The organism is Exiguobacterium sp. SH0S1, from assembly GCF_004337165.1.
Taxonomy (GTDB): Bacteria; Bacillota; Bacilli; order Exiguobacteriales; family Exiguobacteriaceae; genus Exiguobacterium; species Exiguobacterium aurantiacum_A.
This window is the reverse complement of sequence record NZ_SJVC01000025.1, coordinates 1-260: the sequence shown is the minus strand read 5'-3', so window position 1 is coordinate 260 and position 260 is coordinate 1. Positions and strand designations below refer to the sequence as shown.

Here is a 260-nt window from a genome sequence, read left to right as displayed (position 1 = left end):
CGAATCTAAAGGCCGGGAGTTCGAATCTCTCAGGGTGCACCATTTATAACGGGAAGTAGCTCAGCTTGGTAGAGCACTTGGTTTGGGACCAAGGGGTCGCAGGTTCGAATCCTGTCTTCCCGACCATTTATTTTTTGGTCTTTGAAAACTGAACGATGAGGCAAAAAAAGTTTTACAAGTTTTGATTGAAGCGCAAGCTTCGTCATTTTCAAGAGCTATATCAAATTCTTTGGAGAGTTTGATCCTGGCTCAGGACGAAC

1 tRNA gene is annotated in these 260 nt (G+C 44.2%); it reads left to right on the top strand.

The annotated features are described in order from the left end of the window. Positions 1–49: 49 nt before the first annotated feature. Positions 50–126, top strand: a tRNA-Pro gene (locus EVJ20_RS15105). Positions 127–260 lie beyond the last annotated feature (134 nt).